Raw genomic sequence first — 18,343 nt, 5'->3', positions numbered from 1 at the left:
AAAGGATGAGGTGTTGTGAGTGGGCAGAAAAATAAATAAAGTATTGGTTGCAAACCGCGGCGAAATCGCGATTCGGGTATTTCGGGCATGTACCGAGCTGAATATCAGGACAGTCGCGGTTTATTCAAAAGAAGATTCAGGTTCATACCATCGCTATAAAGCTGACGAGGCTTACCTGGTTGGCGAAGGGAAAAAGCCGATTGATGCTTATCTGGACATAGAAGGCATCATCGAAATAGCCAGGGCAAGCGGGGTGGACGCCATCCATCCCGGCTATGGGTTCCTTTCTGAAAACATCCAGTTTGCCAGGAGATGTGAAGAAGAGGGCTTCATCTTTATCGGGCCCGGAACAAAACATCTCGATATGTTTGGTGATAAAGTCAAGGCGCGGGGACAGGCGCAGCTGGCAGAAATTCCGGTCATCCCGGGCAGTAACGGCCCTGTGGCAAATGCCGGGGAAGTTGAAAAATTTTGCGGGCAGTACGGATTTCCAGTCATTATAAAAGCTTCACTTGGCGGCGGCGGACGCGGGATGAGGATTGTCAAGAACAACGATGAAGTAAAAGAGGCTTTTGAGCGCGCGAAGTCTGAAGCGAAGGCTGCATTCGGGAATGATGAGGTTTATGTAGAGAGGTTTATTGAAAACCCAAAACACATTGAAGTGCAGATCATCGGGGATAAGCATGGCAGTATCGTCCATTTATTTGAACGCGATTGTTCCGTGCAGAGGCGCCATCAAAAAGTAGTCGAAGTGGCACCATGCGTGTCGATCACTTCAGAGCTTCGAAACCGCATATGTGAGGCTGCTGTCAGGTTAATGGCTAACGTCGGCTATGTCAATGCCGGTACAGTTGAATTCCTGGTGGCGGGGGATGAGTTTTATTTTATCGAAGTGAACCCCCGGGTGCAGGTAGAACATACGATAACCGAAATGGTGACAGGGATTGACATTGTCCAGACTCAAATTCTTGTTGCTGAAGGCCACGAGCTGCACGGTGGTGTGATCGGAATCCCGGAACAGAAAAATATCCATGTCCACGGGTATGCGATTCAATCAAGGGTCACAACAGAAGACCCTTTGAATAACTTCATGCCTGATACTGGGAAAATAATGGCTTACCGGTCAGGCGGCGGGTTCGGTGTGAGGCTTGACGGAGGTAATGGGTTCCAGGGTGCGGTGATCACACCTCATTACGATTCATTACTTGTCAAACTGTCAACGCATGCAATGACCTTTGAGCAGGCTGCTGCTAAAATGGTCAGAAACCTGCAGGAATTCAGGATTCGCGGCATAAAAACAAATATCCCGTTTTTGGAGAATGTCGTTAAGCATGAAAAATTCAGGACCGGCCAGTATGATACATCATTCATCGATTCAACACCGGAGCTTTTCCTGTTTCCAAAAAGGAAGGATCGCGGAACGAAAATGTTGTCGTACATAGGCAATGTGACGGTGAATGGATTTCCCGGTATCGAGAAGAAAAAGAAGCCCGTTTTTCCAAGTCCAAGGATTCCAAAATTGACATATGATTTCAACTATCAGGATGGCACAAAGCAGATACTGGACCGGCACGGGGCAGAAGGCCTTGTAGAATGGGTGAAAAAGAAGCAAGAAGTATTGCTTACTGATACAACTTTCCGCGACGCGCACCAGTCACTGCTTGCGACGAGGGTCCGAACGACAGATATCAAGCATATCGCGGAGCCATCGGCCAAATTGCTCCCGGAACTGTTCTCTTTTGAAATGTGGGGAGGGGCGACCTTTGACGTAGCGTACAGGTTTTTGAAGGAAGATCCGTGGGACAGGCTGATGACAATAAGGAAGCAAATGCCAAATATACTGCTCCAGATGCTTTTGAGGGCCTCAAATGCAGTCGGTTATAAAAACTATCCGGATAATGTCATCATGGAATTTGTCAACAAATCAGCGCTTGCAGGCATCGATGTTTTCAGGATATTTGACAGCCTGAACTGGGCCAAAGGCATGGAAGTGGCCATTGATGCTGTGCGCCGCACAGGCAAGATTGCAGAAGCAGCAATCTGCTATACAGGAGATATATCAGACCGGTCCCGGACGAAGTACGACCTCGGCTATTATAAACAGCTTGCGAAGGAATTGGAGCAGCAGGGTGCCCATATCCTAGGGATCAAGGACATGGCAGGCCTGTTAAAACCCCAGTCTGCCTACGAGTTGATCAGCGTGTTAAAAGAGACAGTGGACATACCAATCCACCTGCACACCCATGATACAAGCGGAAATGGTATTTATATGTATGCGAAAGCAATCGAAGCCGGGGTGGACATTGTCGATGTGGCATTGAGCTCCATGTCCGGCCTCACCTCCCAGCCAAGTGCGAGCACACTTTATTATGCCCTTGAAGGTAACAGCCGGCAGCCGTCTGTCAATGTCCAGGCTATGGAACAGCTGTCCCACTACTGGGAAGATATCCGCAAGTACTACCATAATTTCGAAAGCGGCATGATCTCCCCCCATACTGAAATTTATCAGCATGAAATGCCTGGAGGCCAGTACAGTAACCTGCAACAACAGGCAAAAGCAGTCGGTCTAGGCGAAAAGTGGGATGAAGTAAAGGAAATGTATACCCGCGTTAATCAAATGTTTGGTGATGTAGTCAAAGTGACTCCTTCTTCTAAGGTCGTTGGTGACATGGCTTTATTCATGGTACAGAACGAGCTTAACGAAGAGGAAGTAATCCAGAGGGGCTATTCACTCGATTTTCCTGACTCAGTAGTCGAATTTTTTGAAGGCTATTTGGGACAGCCATATGGCGGATTTCCCGAGGATTTACAGAGAGTAGTCCTGAAAGACAGGGAACCGATAACGGTGCGTCCGGGAGAACTGCTTGAGGATGTTGACTTCGCAGCCCTGAAGGAAAAACTGTTCCATGAGCTGGGCAGACAGGTGACAAGCTTTGATGTGATTGCCTATGCTCTGTATCCGAAAGTTTTTATGGATTATGAGAAAACGGTCGGGGAATTTGGGAATATTTCTGTTTTGGACACCCCCACATTCTTTTACGGCATGACTTTGGGCGAGGAAATCGAAGTAGAGATTGAAATAGGCAAAACACTGATAGTAAAACTTGTTTCAGTCGGGCAGCCGCAGCCAGATGGAACCCGGACACTGTACTTTGACTTGAACGGCCAGCCCCGGGAGGTCATAATCAGGGATGAAAGTGTCAAGGCCTCGGTGACATCGAAAATCAAGGCTGATCCGAAGAATGAAAACCACATCGGGGCAACGATGCCTGGCACCGTCATAAAAGTCCTCGTGGAAAAAGGCGAAAAAGTGAAGCAGGGAGATCATCTTATGATCACTGAGGCGATGAAAATGGAGACAACTGTACAAGCGCCATTCTCGGGAACTGTGAAAGATATTTTCGTAGCGAACGGCGAAGCAATCCAGACAGGTGATTTATTAATAGATCTTTCAAAAGAATAAGACCTTAACGAAAAAAAGTTGCAGTATAAATGACTGCAACTTTTTGTTTTGGTTTATTGGACTGAGGCAGGTGGAATTCGGACAGATTCATTTGGGACCTGAATGCCGCTGGCAATCGCCGCTTCGTTTTTCCTGCTTCTTGAAACGAGGAGGAGGAAGTAGCTTAATAATCCGACCAGGCATGAAATAAAGAAAGCATGGGACAGGGCGATATATAAATTGAGCCGTGAAAAAATGATTAACGCACCGGCAATCACCTGTAGCGACACAAGGAGGAATGAAATCATCCATCCCCAGTAAATCACTTTTTGGTGCCTGTAGTGTCTGGCGGCAACAAAGGCTATGTAACCAATCCATATAAAAATCAATCCTGCTGCAGCCCGGTGCCCCATCTGAACCCATTGATGGGTATTGGCGGGAAGGGACAGAGCTGGATTCGAGCAAAGCGGCCAATCAGGACAAACAAGGCTGGCATTCATATGCCTTACCAATGCACCACTGTACACTACCAGATAACTGTAGATGGTAATTCCAATAATATGGAACTTCATACGGCGATCTACGATCAGCTTTTCTGCCTCGAACTTTTTGTCGATTTCAAAGATCAGCAGAGTCAGAAGCAAAACTGCAGAAAAAGAGATAAGCGAGATGCCGAAGTGGAGGGCAAGCACAAAATCTGACTGCCCCCATTTTACAGCAGCAGCCCCGATAAGCCCCTGAAGCAACAGAAAGAAAAAAGACAGGCTGGACAAGAACCTTGTTTCACGGATATGCCCGATCGAACGCCACGTCCAAATTGATAAAATTAATACCATTATCCCCACAAATCCGGATACAAGCCGGTGGGCCAGCTCGATGACAAGTTCTGCTGTAATTTCAGTTGGTACTAACTCCCCGTTGCATAACGGCCACGATCTCCCGCAACCCATGCCAGATTCGGTCTTGGTTACAAGGGCCCCTCCCAGTAAAACAAAAAGCATCCCTACCGTGGTTAAAACGGCCAGCCATTTTAAGGAACGTCTCATCATAGGTCACCTGCTTTAATGTTAAGGTTCTATGATTTGTCATCTATCAACCTTGACATTATAATAAAAGTATTCTAAAAAACTTTCTTTTCTCTTCCTAATCATACCGAATTCTCCCAAAAAACAAAACAGACCAATATTTCTATTAGATAGTACACAATTAACGCTGATATTACAACACCAAGTTGTTTTGACGACCGAGGGGAAACGGCCGGCTGATGAAAGTTTGCCAGAAATGGATTCGGGGAATAGGGGGAGAAGGTCGAGTGGGCCGTTCGGAAAGAATATTCAAAAAATTATTTGCAAATACATAATACAAAGAAGCATATAATAAAAATACCCATTTAACCATTACATTTTGACCGTTTTCTGTCAAAAATAATGTCAGAAAATTCGCATGAATTATCTTTGGAAAATGCCGTAGCGACAAAAAATATTCGGATTTTGTTCAAAAAAAATTCACAAAAATCAGCCAAAGTGTGATTTAATATACAACAGAAGCGTTTATTTTTCTACACAAATATTTAACAATTTTTTCATGCTAGATATAGTGGAAACTACCTGCATCTCATTAACAGTCTCACTGCACGTGGGCATTTCATATTGCGGACTGTAGCTTCTTGATTAAAGGAGGAAAAAACATGTCTAATTCAAAGGCTGTAGTTGACGACAGCCAGTCCGGCCTTAAACCGGGTATCGGGGACAGTTCGGTACTGAAGGATTTTCTGGCCTTGATAAAGATTGGGATCGTTAATTCGAATTTGATTACAACTTTTACCGGGGTTTGGCTTGCCCTGCATTTTACCGGTAATCGTTTTCTGGATAATCTTCATATCGTGTTCTTTGTTCTGATCGGTTCATCATTAATTATTGCCGGCTCTTGCAGTTTAAACAATTATATAGACCGGGACATTGACCATTTGATGGAGCGCACCAAAGCCCGCCCGACAGTGACCGGGAAGGTCCAGCCAGGAAAGGTAGCCACCCTCGGGCTGGCGTTTATCGGGATTGGCACCGTGTTTTTGGCGTTCACCACTGCAACTGCGGCGGTAATCGGCTTGATTGGTGTCTTTAGTTATGTTGTCCTATATACGATGTGGTCAAAACGTCAGTATGTTTCAAATACAATTGTCGGAAGCGTGTCAGGGGCAGTACCTCCGCTGATCGGCTGGGCAGCGGTTGATGGGAATCTTGATATCCTGGCGTGGTCTTTGTTTTTAATTATGTTTGTTTGGCAGCCGCCACATTTTTATGCATTGGCAATGAGAAGGGTTGAAGAGTACCGTGCCGCAGGCATTCCAATGCTTCCGGTAATAAAAGGGTTTAAAGCGACGAAGCGTTCCATATTCCTGTGGGTGTCAGCCCTGCTGCCGCTTCCGTTCTTATTGACTTCGCTCGGATTGCCGTTTCTGGTGCTCGCATCAGCGTTGAATATTGGCTGGCTGGTAATAGGAATATACGGATTGAAGTTTAAAGACGATATAAAGTGGGCCAAAATGATGTTCATTTATTCATTACAATACTTGACAATTTTGTTCGTTGCTATGGTAATTGTCACACTTGTTTAACAAGGTTGGAAATTCTTTCCTTGGGAGGATTTTTCTATATATTATCAACTTTTTTAAAATGTAACGAAAGAGGGGTATGTTTGGCTATGAAATGGCTTGTAAAAGGGCGACTGATAGCAGTGTTGGCAGCGATGTCATTATTTATGACAGGCTGCGGTGAAAACTATTTATCAGCATTGAAGCCAGCGGGGGAAGTTGCGGAGACGCAATTTGAACTGATGAAACTAAGTACGGCAATTATGGTGGGGGTAATTGCTGTGGTAACAATCCTTTTCGTGGTTGTTATCTTCCGTTTCCGGCGCAAGGATGACAATGAAATACCGAAACAGGTTGAAGGAAGCCATAAGCTTGAAATTCTGTGGACCGTCATTCCGATTCTCCTGCTGTTAATCCTTGCTGTGCCAACAGTATCTGCGACATTCAGGCTTGCCGATGTTTCTCCAATGGAGAAGAAGGATAAAGAAGGCAAAACCGACGCACTTGTTGTAAATGTGCGCGCAAACCTGTATTGGTGGGAGTTTGAATATCCTAACGAAGAGATCGTCACTTCCCAGGATTTAGTCGTACCAACTGATGAAAAGGTTTACTTTAATTTGAAAGCTTCTGATGTCATGCACTCATTCTGGATTCCTGCAGTAGGCGGTAAAATGGATAACCATATGGAAAATGAGAACAAGTTCTGGCTTGAATTTGACCAGCAAAAAGCTGATGAAGCTAACAATCTATTCTATGGAAAATGTGCTGAACTTTGCGGACCGTCCCATGCTTTAATGGATTTCAAGGTTAAAGCGGTATCCCGTTCAGAGTTTGATAGTTGGGTAGATAGCATGAAAGGCGTTAAAGAGCCTGCAAAGGCGGAAACTGCCGCAGCACAGGAAGGGCAGGAAGTGTTCAACAACAGCTGTATTGGCTGCCACGCGGTAACTCCTGCCAATACAACTCCTCCGGAAGCCCGTCAAGGTCCTAACTTAACCAATTTTGGTGACCGGAGCCGGATCGCCGGAGTTCTTGAACATAACGAAGAACAACTTAAAAACTGGATCAAGGATCCTGAAGCATACAAGCCTGGTAACAAAATGACCGGTAAGTACGACAATTTGACAGACGAAGAAATCGATGCCTTGGCAGAATATCTGATGGGCTTGAAGGTCCAGTAAGGGGATTAGTTGGAAAGGGAGGTAAAACTGTGAGTACCTACGCTCAAAAAAGGGGATTCGGTGCAACGCTGTGGGATTATCTTACCACCGTTGACCATAAAAAAATTGCAATCCTTTACTTGATAGCTGGCGGATTTTTCTTTATCATTGGCGGATTGGAAGCGATGTTTATCCGCATCCAGCTGGCAGTACCAAACAATGATTTTGTAAGTGCCGGTTTATATAATGAAATATTGACAATGCACGGAACAACAATGATTTTTCTTGCAGCCATGCCGCTCGTGTTTGCTTTTATGAATGCGGTAATGCCATTGCAGATCGGGGCGCGCGATGTGGCGTTCCCGTTCCTGAATTCGCTCGGGTTCTGGCTGTTTTTCTTTGGTGGTGTATTCCTGAACCTTTCATGGTTTTTGGGAGGGGCTCCTGATGCTGGATGGACGTCCTATGCGTCACTGTCACTGGCATCTGAAGGACATGGCATTGATTTTTATGTGCTGGGGCTGCAAATTTCAGGGGCCGGTACTTTAATAGGCGGCATTAACTTCCTGGTCACGATCATCAACATGCGTGCTCCGGGCATGACTTATATGCGCATGCCGCTGTTTACCTGGTCAACGTTTGTTGTATCTGCATTGATTTTGTTTGCTTTCCCTCCGTTAACTGTCGGATTATTTTTAATGTTATTTGACCGTCTGTTCGGTGCCAATTTCTTTGACCATACGATGGGCGGAAACACGATCATCTGGGAGCACTTATTCTGGATATTCGGGCACCCTGAGGTATACATTCTTATATTGCCGGCTTTCGGTATTTTCTCCGAGATTTTCGCGACGTTTTCAAGAAAGCGGTTATTCGGTTATTCTTCCATGGTGTTCGCGACTGTGCTGATCGGATTCCTGGGCTTCATGGTATGGGCACACCATATGTTCACAACCGGCCTTGGCCCGATTGCCAACGCAATTTTTGCTGTTGCGACAATGGCGATTGCAGTACCGACCGGCATAAAGATCTTTAACTGGCTGTTCACGATGTGGGGCGGAAGCATTAAGTTCACCACTCCGATGCTTTGGGCTGTTGCATTCATACCTTCCTTCGTTGCAGGTGGGGTGACCGGGGTAATGCTTGCGACTGCTGCGGCAGACTACCAGTACCATGACAGTTATTTTGTAGTGGCGCACTTCCATTATGTCATTGTCGGCGGTGTTGTATTTGGTCTATTGGCAGGCACACACTTCTACTGGCCAAAAATGTTCGGAACAATGCTTAATGAAAAGCTGGGCAAAATTACATTTTGGCTGTTCCTGATCGGCTTCCATTTGACCTTCTTCATCCAGCATTTCCTTGGGTTGATGGGCATGCCGCGCCGCATTTATACATTCCTGCCTGGACAGGGTCTCGACACCGGAAACTTGATCAGTACGATTGGCGCAATATTTATGGCAGTTGCGGTCATTGTCCTGCTGGTTAACATCATCATGACAAGCGTCAAAAATGAGCGCGTCGGGAATGACCCATGGGGAGACGGCCGTACACTTGAGTGGTCTATTTCATCTCCACCGCCGTTTTATAACTTCAAGCAATTGCCGCTTGTCCGCGGCTTGGATGCTTACTGGCTCGAAAAGATGGAAGGTAAGAAAGCTTTGGCACCTGCTGAACCGCTTGGTGACATCCATATGCCGAATTCATCTTTCATTCCTTTCGTGATTTCACTCGGTTTGTTCATTGCTGCCTTTGGAGCAATGTACCGTGAAGATTACGGCTGGGGTCTCCCAGTGTTGATAGTGGGAATGGGAGTTACTCTTGGAGCGATGTTCTTCCGTTCCATTAAAGATGATCACGGATTCCATATCCATAAAGAAGATTTGATTGATGACAATGACAAGGGGGTAAAGGCATAATGCACGCTGAAGAAAAATTCACGTATGAGACTTGGCCTGCTTCGCCTGAACGGGCAACCCTCGAAGGGAAAAATAAATTTTTAGGTTTCTGGTTATTCTTAGGGGGAGAGACGGTATTGTTTGCCTCTCTCTTTGCGACCTACCTTGCTTTGAAGGATAAGGTGCCCGATGCGGAACAAGCATTGGCAAAGGATATTTTTGAACTTCCGCTTACGTTTGCGGCAACGATGATTCTGTTGACCAGCTCACTGACAAGTGTTTATGCAATGTATCATATGAAAAATTTCAACTTTCAAAAGATGCAGCTCTGGTTTGGGCTTACTGTATTGCTGGGCGCTGCGTTCCTCGGGCTTGAAATTTACGAATTCAATCATTATGTGCACAAATTTCACCATACGTTTACAAGCAGTGCCTTCGGGTCAGCGTTCTATACGCTGGTAGGTTTCCACGGGGCACACGTTGCCTTCGGGCTCCTGTGGATCCTTACTTTGATGATCCGAAATGGAAAACGGGGATTGACCCTTTATAATGCTCCAAAGTTTTATGTTGCCAGCCTTTACTGGCACTTCATTGACGTTGTGTGGGTATTTATCTTTACAGTAGTTTATTTAATGGGAATGGTGGGATAAACTGATGGCGAATCAACATCCAAGTTCAGGGAACCCAAGAGTAGACATTGAATATCGGCGCAAAAAAAGTGCTGAAGAGATGAGATACCAGATCGTTTCCTTCTCAATGATGATTTTCTTGACACTTGTGGCGTTTGTTGCAGTTGGCGTTGAACAGTTCACCAACTGGTTCACAGTCCCGTTTATTATGCTTTTGGCTGTCATCCAGGTAATCTTTCAGCTGTATTACTTCATGCACATGAGCCACAAAGGCCATGAGGCACCGTCTTTGTTCCTGTATTCCGGAGTATTGGTCGGGGCATTGACAATTCTCGCTTTTTCAACGATCGTCTGGTGGTAATCATTGTTCTTTGAACTACACCAATAAAAAATCGGCTTTCATGCCGATTTTTTTTATGCGGCTCTATGCAAATGTTGGAATGGCTGTTTCATTGCAGACAAATTCACGAAAACGTATAATTAACGTACAAAGTAAAGTTACAGTTCGGCCAGCATGGGCACTATTAATGAGGTGATAGGATGCTTTCTCTTGATATATTTGGATTCCGGGCAATGTGGAGCCCGTTCTATTTTTTGTTTCTTGCCGCGGTCCTTGCAATCTATTATTTGGCTGTGTTTAAGCATTATGGCCTCTTCAGGAATGGTGAAGCAGCCACTCGGAAAAATGCCGTTTATTTCACTGTCTCAATCGTACTGCTTTATATTATTAAGGGCTCTCCTTTAGATTTGCTCGGGCACATCACTTTTTATGCCCATATGATCCAGATGGCTGTTCTCTATTTGGTTATTCCGCCATTGATGATCTTTGGCATTCCACATTGGGTTTGGAGATCTGTACTGGGGCTGCGGGTCGTAAAACCGCTGTTCAGGCTGTTCACCCGGCCTTTAATAGCACTAATCGTTTTTAACGGTGTCTTTTCCTTTTACCATATTCCGCTCATCTTTGATGTGGTCAAAACGGATATGTGGCTCCATGCCGGATATACGACCTTGCTGTTTATCCTGGCGATTTGCATGTGGTGGCCGTTGCTGAATGAGCTTCCGGAATTTCAGACTCTGACCGGCATTAAAAAGATTGGTTATATATTCGCTGATGGCATCCTGCTTACACCTGCGTGTGCTTTGATCATTTTTGCGGATGCCCCCATGTATGCCAGCTTTTCAGATCCGCAGGCATGGGCAGCAGCGCTGGAGCTCTGTGTTCCTTCCACTACCCTGTCTTCACTGAATTTGAGCGGGCCAGAAACATTTAGTTCGATGTCACTCCTCCTTGATCAACAGCTGGGTGGCGTCATCATGAAAATCATCCAGGAGATTGTTTATGGTGTCATTCTGGCACAGACCTTTTTCAGCTGGTACAGGAAAGAACAGGAGCAGACATACTGCGAAGGGGTTAATGGTTACAAGCCGCCCCAAATCGCGGAATGAAGAAAACTCGCCCATTGGCGGGTTTTTTTCATAGAAAGATGCAGCATACAGCACATATCATCAGTATTGAAAAAAAAGGATTGCTCCACTACAATAAACTTTGAGTTATAAAAAAGAGAGAGAGGAAGTTCATATGAATTCAGTTCCCGTTTTGCCTACAATCAGCACTACATTCATTGTCCTCAGCGCGATTTGTGTCGCGATTGGATGGGCGCAAATAAAGCAGCGCAAGCTTGAAGCCCATAAGAAAACAATGATACTTGCTGCTGTTTTTGCAGTCATTTTCTTTGTCATTTATGCCTCAAGAACCATTTTTATCGGGAATACCTCATTCGGCGGCCCTGATGAAATTAAAATCTATTATACTGTATTTTTGATATTCCATATCTCCCTTGCCACAACTGGTGCTGTTCTCGGCATCATTTCACTTGTGACAGGATTTAAAAACAACCTGGAACGGCATCGTAAACTCGGTCCGATAACAAGCACTGTCTGGTTTTTTACAGCCATTACCGGTGTTGCAGTGTACCTGCTTCTATACGTGATTTACAAAGGCGGCGAAACAACGTCAGTAATAAAAGCCATTCTTGGTTTCTAGCATTCAGCCAATCATCATAAATTAAAGATCAGTGCCGAAATTACGGCACTTTTTTTATTTTGATAAAGGAATACTGGAGGCTTGCCGAGAAATAATTGAGTAGCAAAGGAGAGAGAGACATGGAATTAAAAGTACTGACTGAAAAAGATTATATTGAATCGATGAAACTATCGATGTACGCTTTCCAATACGAGATACGTGAGGAGGAAATTCCGAAACGCAAAGAGATGCTGAAAAAGCATCATGTTCTCGGAGTCTGGGATCATGGGAAGCTTGCATCAAAGCTCCACCTGCTTTCTTTGAAAGTGACGATGGGGGAAAAAGAATGGGAAATGGGCGGGATTGCCGGGGTTGCAACATATCCTGAATACAGAAGGGCGGGGTGTGTAACAACACTGCTGACTGCATCGTTAAAAGAAATGCAAGCCCGTCGGCAGATCGTGTCTTTCCTTCATCCGTTTGATATCGGCTTTTACCGGAAATATGGCTGGGAAATTATTTCGGACAATAAAAAAATTACAATTGAAAACAAAGATCTTAAAATGCTGGATGCTCCGGCTGGAACGGTTAGAAGGTATAAAAAGGAGGATTACCCCGAGGCCATCGAGGCCGTGTACGGGCAATACTCGAGAAAATACTCGGGCATGCTGGTAAGGGACCGTGATTGGTGGCTCAATAATATTTTCCACAACGAAACTGCTGCTGTTTTTTATAATGGGAAAAACGAAGCGCGGGGATATATTATCTATGAAATGAAGGACAGGATAATGGAAGTCCGTGAATATGTCGCTCTTGACCATCATGCAAAGGTTAGTCTGTGGAACTTTATTTGCCAGCATGACTCGATGGTTGGCAAAGTAAACATGCATGTATCTGCCCACGAATCATTCCCGTACTTCCTGAAGCAGCCTAAGGTGTCGACTGAAATTTATCCTTATTTCATGGGCAGGATTGTGGATGCAGAAACATGCCTTGATCAGTACCCTTTTTCGGACACGGATGGACAGGTGTTTCTTCATATCACTGATCAGTACGCCCCGTGGAATGATGGTTCCTATTTACTGTCGGGAAACGAAGTGAAAGCCTTCAGGCAAAAAACGGGCAGCGCCTGCACGACACCGCCAAAGAGGGGGCTCCATCTGAAAATAAATGCTGTTTCTGCGATGTTGTTTGGTTATAAAACCCCAGGGGAGTTATATGAAATGGGTGAAATGCAGGGACCTGAGAGTGAACTGTTGGAGCTTGAGAAAAAAATCCCTCCGGTGAAGCCATTTTTCTATGACTTTTTTTAAAACCAAAATATAAAGCGGGTCTGCCAGACCCGCTTTTATATTTTAAAGTTAATTTTGATCATGCCTGCCTCTTTTGCAGAGTTATAGGCAATAATAATCAAAGGTCCGATGAAGATTCCGGCAATGCCAATGATTTTTAATCCAAGATACATAGCCACGAGCGTGGAAAGCGCTGATAAACCGATGTGGCTTCCCATCACTTTCGGTTCTACTGTCCTTCGGATGATCAGGACTGCTGCAGCAAGTATTGCGAGCTGGCTACCCAGGGCAATGTCACCGGTCAGAAGGTGAAAAAGCGCCCACGGACCGAGTATGATGAAAGTGCCAAAAACCGGGATAAAATCAATCAGCCAGATGAACAAGGCCATAAACAGTGCTATGTCAGGCACAATCAAAAGCAGGCCCAAGAATGAAACAATAAAAATGATTACACTGACCAGTAGCTGGGCTTTAATGAAACCGAACAGTACATAAGAAAGGCGGGAGGTCATGAATCTCACTTTATCAGCTGTTTTCTCTGTTAAATGGCTGTATATTGCCTGGCGCAGTCGCGGCAAATCGAGCAGGAGCAGGAACAATGCAATTAAATAAACGAGAAAGCTGACTAAGTAATTTGGTATATTCGTAATCCATGTTTTCAAGTTATTGATATTGATATAGGCAATTAAGTCATTTCGAATATTTATCAGAAACTCTTCTGCCCTTCGGCTAATATCATCTACTAATTCGTCAGGAAGATTTTTTGCTTCCTCAATGAAACGGGCTTCTGTATTAAACCATATATTTGTCAACTCATTTAAATACAGTGGTGCGTTTTCAACCATTTTAACTGCCTCTGTAATTACTTTGGTGGCAATAAAATAACCAGAGACCCCAATAAAAAGCACAAAGAGTATAAAGATAATGAGGACTGACAGCCTGCGTGTGATCTTTAGCTGCTTATGCAAATACCTTACGGCCGGTTCAAGAAACAGCGCCGAAACAAATGCGATGATCAGCGGAAATGAAACCGGTAAAATGACGTAAGACAGTGCTGCTGTGACCGCCGTTCCCAGCAGGATGAACACTGCTCTTTTTGAAACATATCTCCTCAGCTCGGCCACTCCTTCCCCATCAAAACTTGCACCGCAGCAACTCAAATATGATTAGCAATTCCCGGAAATATTGAACAAAACAACGGTCTGGCAATAAGAAACGGCCTGTTTTCAAAAACAAAGAACAATTAAATTATACAGTGCATTTAATATTATAAACCTTAAAATGAATCAACTGGTTACCTGCGAATATTTATATTATGGGCGGTGTCATTGATGCAACAGGAAACATTGAATTCTTCGCTAAAAGAACGCTGCACCGTGATATGCGCAATTGTTCTCGCAGCTGTTTGCGAAAGCCCATGGTTTACTCCTTCACGCTCAGTCGCAAAGGGCATTTTCCCTTCTTTAAAAAATAACCTGTACTCACATAAAGGAATCTTTGTCAGGATCCATCAAAATTCAATCGAAGTCACATTTTGTGTCCATGCACTTGAAGGCATTTCGGGGATTTTGGACCAGGCGAAACAGCTGCAGCAGACCATTCACGAAGAAATCTATCATTTTACGGGCTGTTGTGCAAATAAAATTGATATCATGATCGATGGATTCATAATGTAATGCAACGAAAAGACGCATGGAAACATGCGTCTTTTTGTGAATGCCGGAAGGGCCATTCAAGCGCCGGGCCTGCACCCGTGGGTCCGCTTGTTATAAGGCGAACTTTTCAACTTCCGCCTTTACATCGCCAATGATTTTTTCGCACTGGCTTACGAGTGAATTGGGGAAATGCTCGCCTTCCCCGTATTCAACTCCAAACGGGTAATAATGCTTTCCCAGCAATGGAGTCATCAGTTGGATAACTGCCTTGTGAGCGCCTACATCACCCTCAACCGTATAACCTTGAAGCCGAAGATAGTAGACTCCCTCTTTTAGCTCAAATTTTTTGTCGTATGTAACCCTCTCGTAATCCCATTGTCCTTCCCTGACCAATCCGAAGCTGTCCATCACTTCGTCCAGACGGTGTAAGTCCGCTTTTAAATTATCCAGACCGGTGTTTTCAAATTTCATCCATATCCCTCCTAAAAGCACACTGCAGTTAAAATGTGTAAACATCATGCCATCAAGTTATCTCAGTTTCAATCATAGTAAAAAAAACTGAAAGTTGCAATGAATATATTAGTTAGAATTCTCTGTTGAATTTGTTATAAAGGCAAAACAAATATAGGTTGATATTATTAATAAATTCTTTCTGCTGCACCATTTTCGTATGCTTCTATTAATAAGAAACAGATAAATGATATAATAATTATTAAATAAGCACATATAATGAGAGAAAAGATGATCGAGAGGAGGTTGCCCCCTGCGTACATTGTTCAGAATACTTTTGTTTGTTTCTGTATTTTTATTGATCGGACTTTATTTTGGTTTTACTAATGAAAATGAAGACAAGCTGTTAACCAATGAAAAATCGGTTCCAAAAATGGATGATACTCTCGGGCAGCCTATGAATAACGGGCAGAAGGTACAGGATGAGGCGAAGCAGCCCGCGGAAGGCATTGCCTCATTAATGGGAAAGGATATTCAGGCACTGAAAGCGGCTTTGGGTGAACCAGCCAGGATTGACCCCAGCGCGTATGGTTTTGAATGGTGGATCTATAACCAGGACCTGTCCAACTATGTTCAGGCGGGTGTTTTGGACGGACGGGTTGTGAGTATGTATGGGATTGGGCCGGATGTGAATGTGGCCCCGTTCAAAATTGGCCAGCCTGTCGAGGAAATTTTTGCGCTCAATATAATCCAAACAGACATTTCGTTTGAGTACCAGGATAGCTCATTCAAGTTTGAGCTGTCAGAAGAAGATATGAATGCACGTCCGCTTGTACAAATGGGAAGCTTTTTTGCCCAGCTTCATTTTGATAAATTCACCGGATCCCTGTCGAGCATCCGGTTTTTGGATGGGGAAACCTTGATCAAACAAAGGCCGTACGAAATGGTTTACCGGGGAAATTTAATCGAAGCTGAAACGGTTGATGGACAAGCCTGGCTTCCAATTGAGGACGGCACTGAACAGCAAATTCTGGATATCACCAACGTGATCAGGCTGCGCCACAAATTAGAGCCGCTCAAATGGGATGATAAAACCGCTGAAGTTGCCTATGCACATAGCCGGGATATGCAGGAATCAAATTATTTTTCCCATACATCCAAGAAATACGGCAGCATCTCAGACCGTCTCAAAGCAGCTGATATTGCCTACCAGTCCGCAGGCGAAAATATCGCTGCCAACTATACAGACGCACCTGCTGTTGTGGAGGGCTGGCTTAATAGCAAAGGGCACCGCGAAGCTTTGTTAAACGAGAAATTTACTCATCTTGGAGTAGGAGTTTACCAAAAGCATTACACCCAGAATTTCATTAAGCGGTGGGAAGACTAATATCAAGAATAATCAGGAGCCCCGTTTCCGAACCGGGGCTCCTGTTTCAATTTTTTCCCTCTATTCGCCCTACCTGGAAGTATCCTTCCTTCCAGTTGCCGTAAAAACGGACATGTTCACCTGGCGTTATTTCAGGAAATGTGGCTCCCTCTCTGATTGGCGTAATTTTTTTGACAGTCAAGATCTTATCATCAGTCTGCACCTTTATGTTCAGAACATGGTTGAAACGGTGATAATAAAAACGTTCCCGTGCTTCTGTGAGTTCGAGGATTTTACCGGTGATCACCGCCTCCTCTGGTACATGTTCAAGTTGGAGCCATTTTTCATGGTTCTCCCGTATTTCCTTTCTTGTGAGCCAGTAAAAATAGATGAAGATGATTGGAATCACAATTGCTGTTACCATGGGTAACTCCCTATTTCATGTCTTTTTTTACTACAAAAAAACTTCCGGTTGCGTATGCGATCTTTGTCCCGTCTGCACGGTACATATCGGCCCCAAGGACCATCGTTTTTGTCCCCCGGTGAATAAACCTAGCTTCACATCGCAACGATTCCCCCAGACCCGGAGCTATATAGTGGACGTTCAATTGGGTCGTAACGGCACCATATTCCTCGGGAAGAATGTAATTGGCGAGTGTTCCCATGGCGGTGTCGATTACGGTTGCCGTAACGCCTCCATGTACAATTCCCAATGTATTGCTCAGGAAAGGGGTGACTGGAATGTCAATTTTGCAAAGCTCATCTTCTACTGAACGATCCATGTGCAGAATGCCGTCAATATATGTACTCTTCTTTTTCGCAAGTTTGTCTTTGACACCCTCGAGCATTGAAGCAATTACATGTAAATCTTGTTCTCCCGCATTTTCGACACACTGCTTCAACAATTGCTGCAAATCCCTGTCCATTAACGATACCTCTTTCGTCATTATGTACTATTCATTTTAACATTTATTGTGAAAATGTACGGATTGAATATACCTGTAATAATGCATTTTTGTACAGGGCCATTCTGCCCCTTCCACGAATGCAGGTTTCAGCTGCTCACCATTTGCCATAAAATTCATACGTTAATATAGGCACTTGTTTTGCAGAGGTGAACTAGATGGCTAAAAAAAATCTTCATCCGTCTGTTAAAAAATTCAAGGAGTTTGTTAAATCCAACCCTAAAATTATTCAGGAGGTAAGGTCTGGCAAGGCAACATGGCAGGAGCTTTATGAGGAATGGTATTTGCTCGGGGAAGACGACCCCCGCTGGCACCTGGACAATGAGCGAAAACCAGAACCATCCGGGGAAGAACAGAAAATGGACTGGTACTCAAAAATATTGGGTGCAGTGAAAAACATGGATCCGGATAAGCTTCAGTGGCAAATTAATAATATCAGCCAGGCTTTGTCCGCCTTGCAGGGGGTAATCGCCCAGTTTCAGGGGCAATCAAAATCGAATCCCATTCCTGAGAAAGAGGGGCCGAAGCATCCGTTTCTCTTCAGAAAAGATTGATTAAGGGAGATTGACCGATGAGGAAAGACGTTCTGGATGTATTGAACCAGCGCAAGGATTTAAAGGATTTTGTCAGGGTACAGCCCCAATGGTACCGAAAATTGACAAGAAATCCGCAGGATTTCGAGGCGCTCGAGATTGCCGCGTTGCATCATTATGAAAAAACAATCCCGCATCAGGTACAGAAATTCTCGAACGGGATCCAGATGGCATCCATGATGATGCATATGTTCAACAGCATGAATTCCCAATCGTGAAAAAGCTTTCTCACATGAGGAAGCTTTTGTTTTTACAGCAGATCCATGTTAAAATTGGA

General features: G+C 44.4%; 18 protein-coding genes. 13 read left to right on the top strand and 5 right to left on the bottom strand.

What is annotated here, in order from left to right; translation table 11 throughout:
* Window positions 1-19: 19 nt before the first annotated feature.
* Window positions 20-3,463: a pyruvate carboxylase gene (pyc, locus tag CVD19_RS07975; RefSeq protein ID WP_101581324.1), complete on the top strand. Its 3,444-nt coding sequence runs from the start codon at window positions 20-22 to the stop codon at window positions 3,461-3,463.
* Window positions 3,464-3,516: 53 nt separating this feature from the next.
* Here the strand turns inward: pyc and CVD19_RS07970 are convergent, their stop codons facing one another.
* The gene (locus CVD19_RS07970; RefSeq protein ID WP_101581323.1) at window positions 3,517-4,488 is read right to left on the bottom strand and encodes a COX15/CtaA family protein; all 972 of its coding nucleotides are present in this window, start codon (window positions 4,486-4,488) and stop codon (window positions 3,517-3,519) included.
* A 641-nt stretch (window positions 4,489-5,129) separates the two neighbouring features.
* On the opposite strand from CVD19_RS07970, the gene cyoE reads away from it, so the two are divergent.
* The 8 genes from cyoE to CVD19_RS07930 all read left to right on the top strand — a co-directional run bounded on the left by cyoE (window position 5,130) and on the right by CVD19_RS07930 (window position 13,058).
* Window positions 5,130-6,056 carry a heme o synthase gene (gene cyoE, locus CVD19_RS07965; protein WP_101581322.1) on the top strand — a complete coding sequence of 309 codons (927 nt, stop codon included), beginning with the start codon at window positions 5,130-5,132 and terminating at the stop codon, window positions 6,054-6,056.
* 86 nt (window positions 6,057-6,142) lie between these two features.
* Window positions 6,143-7,213 (top strand): cytochrome c oxidase subunit II, encoded by a 1,071-nt coding sequence (gene coxB, locus CVD19_RS07960; protein ID WP_101581321.1) that lies wholly within the window; start codon window positions 6,143-6,145, stop codon window positions 7,211-7,213.
* 29 nt (window positions 7,214-7,242) lie between these two features.
* Window positions 7,243-9,111: a cytochrome c oxidase subunit I gene (ctaD, locus tag CVD19_RS07955; RefSeq protein ID WP_101581320.1), complete on the top strand. Its 1,869-nt coding sequence runs from the start codon at window positions 7,243-7,245 to the stop codon at window positions 9,109-9,111.
* Complete coding sequence (locus CVD19_RS07950) at window positions 9,111-9,740, top strand: cytochrome (ubi)quinol oxidase subunit III (RefSeq protein WP_101581319.1); 630 nt, start codon at window positions 9,111-9,113, stop codon at window positions 9,738-9,740. The genes ctaD and CVD19_RS07950 overlap by 1 nt, the downstream gene beginning before the upstream one ends.
* Before the next feature lie 4 nt (window positions 9,741-9,744).
* Window positions 9,745-10,080, top strand: a complete 336-nt coding sequence (gene ctaF / locus CVD19_RS07945; protein WP_101581318.1) for a cytochrome c oxidase subunit IVB — start codon at window positions 9,745-9,747, stop codon at window positions 10,078-10,080.
* 179 nt (window positions 10,081-10,259) lie between these two features.
* Window positions 10,260-11,168 (top strand): cytochrome c oxidase assembly factor CtaG, encoded by a 909-nt coding sequence (ctaG, locus tag CVD19_RS07940; RefSeq protein ID WP_101581317.1) that lies wholly within the window; start codon window positions 10,260-10,262, stop codon window positions 11,166-11,168.
* Window positions 11,169-11,301: 133 nt separating this feature from the next.
* Complete coding sequence (locus CVD19_RS07935) at window positions 11,302-11,766, top strand: DUF420 domain-containing protein (protein ID WP_101581316.1); 465 nt, start codon at window positions 11,302-11,304, stop codon at window positions 11,764-11,766.
* A 119-nt stretch (window positions 11,767-11,885) separates the two neighbouring features.
* On the top strand, window positions 11,886-13,058 hold the full coding sequence (locus CVD19_RS07930; RefSeq protein ID WP_101581315.1) for a GNAT family N-acetyltransferase: 1,173 nt from the start codon (window positions 11,886-11,888) through the stop codon (window positions 13,056-13,058).
* Window positions 13,059-13,093: 35 nt separating this feature from the next.
* On the opposite strand, the gene ytvI is transcribed toward CVD19_RS07930, so the two are convergent.
* Window positions 13,094-14,152 carry a sporulation integral membrane protein YtvI gene (ytvI, locus tag CVD19_RS07925; protein WP_101581636.1) on the bottom strand — a complete coding sequence of 353 codons (1,059 nt, stop codon included), beginning with the start codon at window positions 14,150-14,152 and terminating at the stop codon, window positions 13,094-13,096.
* Between the two features lie 216 nt (window positions 14,153-14,368).
* On the opposite strand from ytvI, the gene CVD19_RS07920 reads away from it, so the two are divergent.
* Window positions 14,369-14,713, top strand: a complete 345-nt coding sequence (locus tag CVD19_RS07920; protein WP_101581314.1) for a hypothetical protein — start codon at window positions 14,369-14,371, stop codon at window positions 14,711-14,713.
* A 90-nt stretch (window positions 14,714-14,803) separates the two neighbouring features.
* Here the strand turns inward: CVD19_RS07920 and CVD19_RS07915 are convergent, their stop codons facing one another.
* A complete protein-coding gene (locus CVD19_RS07915) occupies window positions 14,804-15,163 on the bottom strand; it encodes a YugN family protein (protein WP_101581313.1) in 360 nt (119 codons plus the stop codon).
* Between the two features lie 301 nt (window positions 15,164-15,464).
* Between CVD19_RS07915 and CVD19_RS07910 the strand changes: the two genes are divergently transcribed.
* On the top strand, window positions 15,465-16,529 hold the full coding sequence (locus CVD19_RS07910; protein ID WP_257985055.1) for a CAP domain-containing protein: 1,065 nt from the start codon (window positions 15,465-15,467) through the stop codon (window positions 16,527-16,529).
* A gap of 46 nt (window positions 16,530-16,575) precedes the next feature.
* On the opposite strand, the gene CVD19_RS07905 is transcribed toward CVD19_RS07910, so the two are convergent.
* Both CVD19_RS07905 and CVD19_RS07900 read right to left on the bottom strand, forming a co-directional pair.
* The gene (locus CVD19_RS07905) at window positions 16,576-16,932 is read right to left on the bottom strand and encodes a hypothetical protein (protein ID WP_101581312.1); all 357 of its coding nucleotides are present in this window, start codon (window positions 16,930-16,932) and stop codon (window positions 16,576-16,578) included.
* Window positions 16,933-16,942: 10 nt separating this feature from the next.
* Entirely contained in the window at window positions 16,943-17,434 is a 492-nt protein-coding gene (locus tag CVD19_RS07900) for a PaaI family thioesterase (RefSeq protein WP_101581311.1), read from the bottom strand.
* Between the two features lie 197 nt (window positions 17,435-17,631).
* Between CVD19_RS07900 and CVD19_RS07895 the strand changes: the two genes are divergently transcribed.
* Window positions 17,632-18,027, top strand: a complete 396-nt coding sequence (locus tag CVD19_RS07895) for a YlbD family protein (RefSeq protein ID WP_101581310.1) — start codon at window positions 17,632-17,634, stop codon at window positions 18,025-18,027.
* Between the two features lie 17 nt (window positions 18,028-18,044).
* A complete protein-coding gene (locus CVD19_RS07890) occupies window positions 18,045-18,284 on the top strand; it encodes a YlbE-like family protein (RefSeq protein WP_101581309.1) in 240 nt (79 codons plus the stop codon).
* Window positions 18,285-18,343: the final 59 nt, after the last annotated feature.

The sequence above is a fragment of the Bacillus sp. T33-2 genome, assembly GCF_002860205.1.
Lineage (GTDB): Bacteria > Bacillota > Bacilli > Bacillales > Cytobacillaceae > T33-2.
This window is presented reverse-complemented; position numbering and strand designations above follow the sequence as displayed.